Source organism: Bacteroides cellulosilyticus DSM 14838 (assembly GCF_000158035.1).
Taxonomy (GTDB): domain Bacteria; phylum Bacteroidota; class Bacteroidia; order Bacteroidales; family Bacteroidaceae; genus Bacteroides; species Bacteroides cellulosilyticus.
This window is the reverse complement of record NZ_EQ973492.1, coordinates 949,340-954,287: the sequence shown is the minus strand read 5'-3', so window position 1 is coordinate 954,287 and position 4,948 is coordinate 949,340. Positions and strand designations below refer to the sequence as shown.

4 protein-coding genes and 1 pseudogene are annotated in these 4,948 nt (G+C 39.3%); all 5 read right to left on the bottom strand.

The window, feature by feature from the left end; genetic code table 11:
- Positions 1-116: 116 nt before the first annotated feature.
- On the bottom strand, positions 117-545 hold the full coding sequence (locus BACCELL_RS22025) for an Hsp20/alpha crystallin family protein (RefSeq protein WP_007214301.1): 429 nt from the start codon (positions 543-545) through the stop codon (positions 117-119).
- Between the two features lie 276 nt (positions 546-821).
- Entirely contained in the window at positions 822-2,384 is a 1,563-nt protein-coding gene (locus tag BACCELL_RS22020; RefSeq protein WP_007214300.1) for a glycoside hydrolase family 43 protein, read from the bottom strand.
- Between the two features lie 22 nt (positions 2,385-2,406).
- The gene (locus BACCELL_RS22015; protein ID WP_007214299.1) at positions 2,407-2,874 is read right to left on the bottom strand and encodes an alanyl-tRNA editing protein; all 468 of its coding nucleotides are present in this window, start codon (positions 2,872-2,874) and stop codon (positions 2,407-2,409) included.
- A 476-nt stretch (positions 2,875-3,350) separates the two neighbouring features.
- On the bottom strand, positions 3,351-4,037 hold the full coding sequence (locus BACCELL_RS22010; protein WP_007214298.1) for a hypothetical protein: 687 nt from the start codon (positions 4,035-4,037) through the stop codon (positions 3,351-3,353).
- A gap of 473 nt (positions 4,038-4,510) precedes the next feature.
- Positions 4,511-4,948, bottom strand: a pseudogene (locus BACCELL_RS22000) (hypothetical protein); the annotation flags it as partial.

Genomic DNA, 4,948 nt, shown 5'->3' with positions numbered 1-4,948 from the left:
GAAAGGAGCGCGTAAGGCGAAATAAATACATCCGGAAATATAAAAAGAAACGGGCAGCTTCTCGTAAGAGAGGTTGCCCGTTCTGGTTAATACATCTGTTGGGTTCACCGGAAACCTTATTTCACTTCAATAGATTTCTTGTTTTTCTGTTTTTCTTCGGCTGAGAACTTCGGCAGATTGATGTTCAGCACGCCATTTTCTACTTGTGCTGCAATCTTTTCCTTGTCCACATTGTCCGGCAATATCATGGTCTGTTGGAACTTAGAGTATGAGAATTCGCGACGCAGATAGCGACCGTCTTTCTTTTCCTCCTTGTTTTCAGTCTTCTTTTCCATGCTGATAACCAGATTATTGTCTTCGTCGATATGAACGTTGAAGTCATCTTTGGTCATTCCCGGAGCAGCCAATTCTACTTTGTACTCCTTTTCCGTTTCCAGCACGTTGATAGCCGGAGCGGTTGCATTGGCTTTTTCCATCCATTCGTTATCAAAGAAATCATTGAAGATACTTGGTAACCAATTTTGAGTTCTTCTAACAGGCATCATAATTTTAGTCTCCTATCCTTTAAGTTAAACATTAGGTTAGTTCTGAACTTCCGGTCTTGGATTGCTTTCGGGAGCCGTTTCTTAATCACTCCCATGCAGTTCCTGAACCGTCGTTCACAAACATAATCGCAAAACGTATGCCAATTGATTTTAGTTTCGTTGATTAACAAAATGTCACTAAAGTTCTGACAAAATTACTTGTTTTATGCCGTTTTGTACATTTATTATATAAAATTGCTTTCGAATACTATGAATGTGAAATGTTTCGCCTCCGGCTTATTCGTTTCCCTGATAGTCGAAATAATCAAAGTCAGCCTGTGCCTTTGAAGAAGCGGATACGGCATATAAGCCCAATATGATACCGGTAAATCCGCCGGCAGTTTCGGTACTGAGATAGCGCGTATTCATCTTGGCTATTTCCTGGAACTTGTTTCCGGTGGTGGAATAGCCGAATGAATAGAACTCATTATTCCCTTTGACCTGAAGCTGCACTTTTCCTTGAGGGATATTGATTTCCTTTTCTATGTGTTTCAGTTCTCCCAACTGATATCTCAGGACGATAGACTGCTGTCCCTTAGCATCCTGCCTTATAAAAAGGTCATAGTGCGAATGATTCTCCATGAATACCGTTATTCCGGCTTCGTCCTGCGGTTGCCCTTTCTGTAGTTCAACGGATGTTGCGGCTGTGAAGTCGATATGTTGCTGTCTGCGGCCGATGAAAGTAGGAGAGTCCATACTGTTCAGATTGATGGGAGTTGCTTTCAATCGGAGTGTCTTACCGTTCTGGATGTAGTTCTCCTGTTTGGGATTGCGCAGATAGATCCATTCCGGTCCCAGTTTCTCGGTGTTGAAGGTAATGCGGGGAGCTTTCGAGTCAAAAGGTTGCTGTGGAAGGGTGGGGACATCCATCTGTAAGGCTATGCTTCCATCTCCATTTACCACAGGCCAGGCATTCTTATCCCATCGTACAGGTGCGATAAACGTTTCGCGCCCCAGCAGATGGTGTGAGCCGGTTTGCGGACGGAATGCGAGACATACCATCCACCACGAACCATCGTGGGCTTCTATCAGATCGGCATGACCGGTTCCCTGTATCGGACTGTTCTGTGCGTTTTTGTTTATGTGTGTCAGGATGGGGTTGGCGGGATTACCTTCATACTGGCCGTCAATATCCCGGCTGCGGGCAATGGTTACCTTATGCCCATATTCAGTACCTCCTTCGGAAATCAGCAGATAATACCAACCATCTTTCTTATAAATATGTGGCCCTTCCGGATGGCGTCCGCCCGTACCGTTCCAGATACGTTTGGATTCGCTTAACTGTTTTCCGGTCATCGGATTAATTTCGCACAGGTAGATGCCTACATCCGGATTACTGACCAAATAGCACTTTCCATCTTCAAAATAAAGGGATGGATCAATGCCTCCTTGCTTTATCCAAACCGGTTCTGACCATTCACCACGTGGATCTGTGGTGTGAACCAGGAAGTTCCCTTTGTCCGAAACATTGGTGGTAATCATGTAAAACACTCCCTCATTGTATCGGATGGTAGGGGCGTAGATTCCGCCCCATGTGCCGGCATTGGTTAACTTTACCTGTGATTCCCGTGTCAGGCAATTCCCTATCTGTTCCCAGTTGACCAAATCCTTACTATGAAACAGGGGTACTCCGGGGAAATAACAGAAACTGCTGTTGACCAGATAATAGTCTTCGCCAACGCGGCAAACACTCGGGTCCGGATGGAAGCCCGGAATGATTGGATTTTGATATCCTTGTTGGGCATGCGAGAGATTTGCCAGTCCCATCATAATAAAGATGGATAAGATGATTTTTTTCATATATGTGCCTTTTAAAATGATATTATTGCAGTTTGAAACGCATTCTCCACCGTTTGGCTTCTTCATTCCAGTCGTGGCTGATGACTTTGAAGGTTCCTACTTCAGAGGTGTTTTTTACGTGCGTTCCCAAACAAAGACATTCGTCATAATTGCCTACTTTCACTATGCGTACAGTTTCCGAAGCATCTTCAGGCAGTCGTTTCAAGTCAAAGCGTCCTTGTGCTTCTTCCTGCGTGATGAATTCTGTGGTAACATCCAATCCTTGCGCAATCACTGCATTTACAGCTTCTTCCAGTCGTTTTACATCTTCTTCGGTAGGAGCAGTTTCCAAAGCATAGTCCAGCTTACTTTTCTTTCTCTCTATATGTGCGGATACTGACCGTCCACAACCGAAAAGATTCATCATGGTACGGTTAACTATATGCTCGCAGGTGTGCATAGGAGGATATTCCTGTTTGTTGTGGTCGTTGAGTTGAATTTGTTGTTCCATATTATTTAGTAACTTTTTATTGTTTATATTCTCAAGAATACTTGCTGACTTTAAGATTGATTTCTAATTATGGTGAATTCGCCATAATTAGAAATATAAAGTTTCTCCCATATACCAAGATATTCTAATGTATTTCTATTTCTTAGTTGGTCGAAAACAAAAAGATCCCCTTTGACCTTTTAGGGTATCTGTAAGGCATAAATAATCTTCATTATTTACGTTAATGATTAATATCATTGATCTTGCTATAATAATATTTTTGCGTAAAGGTAGGGCTATATTCTGATATTGAAAAGATTTATATTGTAATTTGTTTAGGCTGTATTTAATTAACCTGTATGCATGGATGGATATTTTTTGTTTATTGTAGTCGTTGGTTTTGCTTTTTTCTAAACCCCTCGAATTCGAGAGGTTTAAAATCAGAGTTATATAATATCTCTCACAATTCTAAGTATCCGGTTATCTTTTTATATCTCTTATTTTCGTTTTAAATACGAAATAAGTCTACTGAATATATTTTTCTTTTTGGGGAGAGATGCATTGCAATTATTCTCTCGTAGAATTTTATATTTAGGATCAGGATTTTCTATCCACAGTTTGAAGAACCTGAGAGTATATTCATACCAATTCTCTTTTGTTAAAGATGCATCATTCCAATACCATTGCTCCCCTAATGCTTTCAACTCGTCTATGGCATTAGATAACAAATAAAAATCGTATAAGAAGGTGTTGTACTCATTATTTATACATTCTTGTTCAAGTTTATTCAAAGCAGCAGACACTTTATTCTTATCAGGAGATTGTATTACTGATTTTACTATGAATAAGCTATATAATATAATGATAGAATTTGCGTCGATTTCGTTAAGGTGCAGTTCCTCGAAAATCTTATCTGTTAATTCTGTAAATTCAAAAGGATTGCAATGGATGTCTTCACCAGCTAATATAAAAAGATTTTCCGTCTCATATCCGGCCATCAACATCTCTAAAGCCCAATCTTTCCATTGGGTATTGATGTTGAAATTTTGTTGCTTATAAACCAATATCTCTGCTGTAGATGGCACTTTCTGTAGTATCTCATTGAGGGTGGCGTCAAGTTTCACTATATCAGTAAGTGGGTATTCCTGCCTGTCTTTATCGTCGGTTTGAAGATTTTGCTCCATATTTTGATTACTCCTTTTTATATATCGATCTTCATATTAAAAACATAGTTATCAGCACTATTCTCTGATTTATATCTGGCTGTCTTATTACGAACCAATGTCTCGTTAACATAATGTCCAATCTCGTGCAATAGCAGACGTTCCAGATAATACCTTCTTGCGCTTTCTTCTGTAAATTCAATATACCAATTATCTTTTTCTTTTTGAGGTTCGGAAGCATATCCCTTATACCATGTCAGTAATTTATGGATAGGTCTTTCTTTCCCAAGAATAAGTTGATTGCTTTTCGGAAAAGGATATAGGGTAATGAGGCGAACACCACTACCAACCGTATAAACTCCTTGATATTTTTCTTTCTTATTTGTTTTTCGTAACCAAATATGTGTCAGACCTTCTACATGTTCAGGTGGAAAAGGGGGCTATCCTACTTTTGAGACAGCCCCTTTCGAACAAAATTTAAACAGGCTCTAAGATTACTTTTTTTGTTTCAAAAGTTGCTTGAACTTCTCAACAAATGGCATATAAGAATCTAAAGCTTTATTAGATGGAATTTGTATAGCATCCTCACCATATATTGCTTGCATTACCCTGTATTCATCTATATTTATATCTTTAGAGCGTTTTTTTATGGACTCCTCTACTGTTTTCAATGCTTGTTCACTGTTCCCATGCAAATAGTACAATACAGGTAAAATATAATCTTTTGCTTCTCCGATATACGAATACTGCGAAGCTACAAGCCCGTGAATCACTTGGTCCATATTTGACAATTTTTCAAGATAGGGTAAACCATAGTTTATAATAGCTCTTGCCATGTTATCAACATCTTCATTAACATCTTTATCTATGGTGAATTTCCATTCTTTAAAATCGTTATCAGGCATAAGATAGCCGATGGGAAGTGAAATCAT

Excerpts from the sequence above, each read along its gene's own strand:
- BACCELL_RS22025 (WP_007214301.1), bottom strand. The coding sequence starts at position 545 with ATGATGCCTGTTAGAAGAACTCAAAATTGGTTACCAAGTATCTTCAAT.
- BACCELL_RS22020 (WP_007214300.1), bottom strand. The coding sequence starts at position 2,384 with ATGAAAAAAATCATCTTATCCATCTTTATTATGATGGGACTGGCAAAT.
- BACCELL_RS22015 (WP_007214299.1), bottom strand. The coding sequence starts at position 2,874 with ATGGAACAACAAATTCAACTCAACGACCACAACAAACAGGAATATCCT.
- BACCELL_RS22010 (WP_007214298.1), bottom strand. The coding sequence starts at position 4,037 with ATGGAGCAAAATCTTCAAACCGACGATAAAGACAGGCAGGAATACCCA.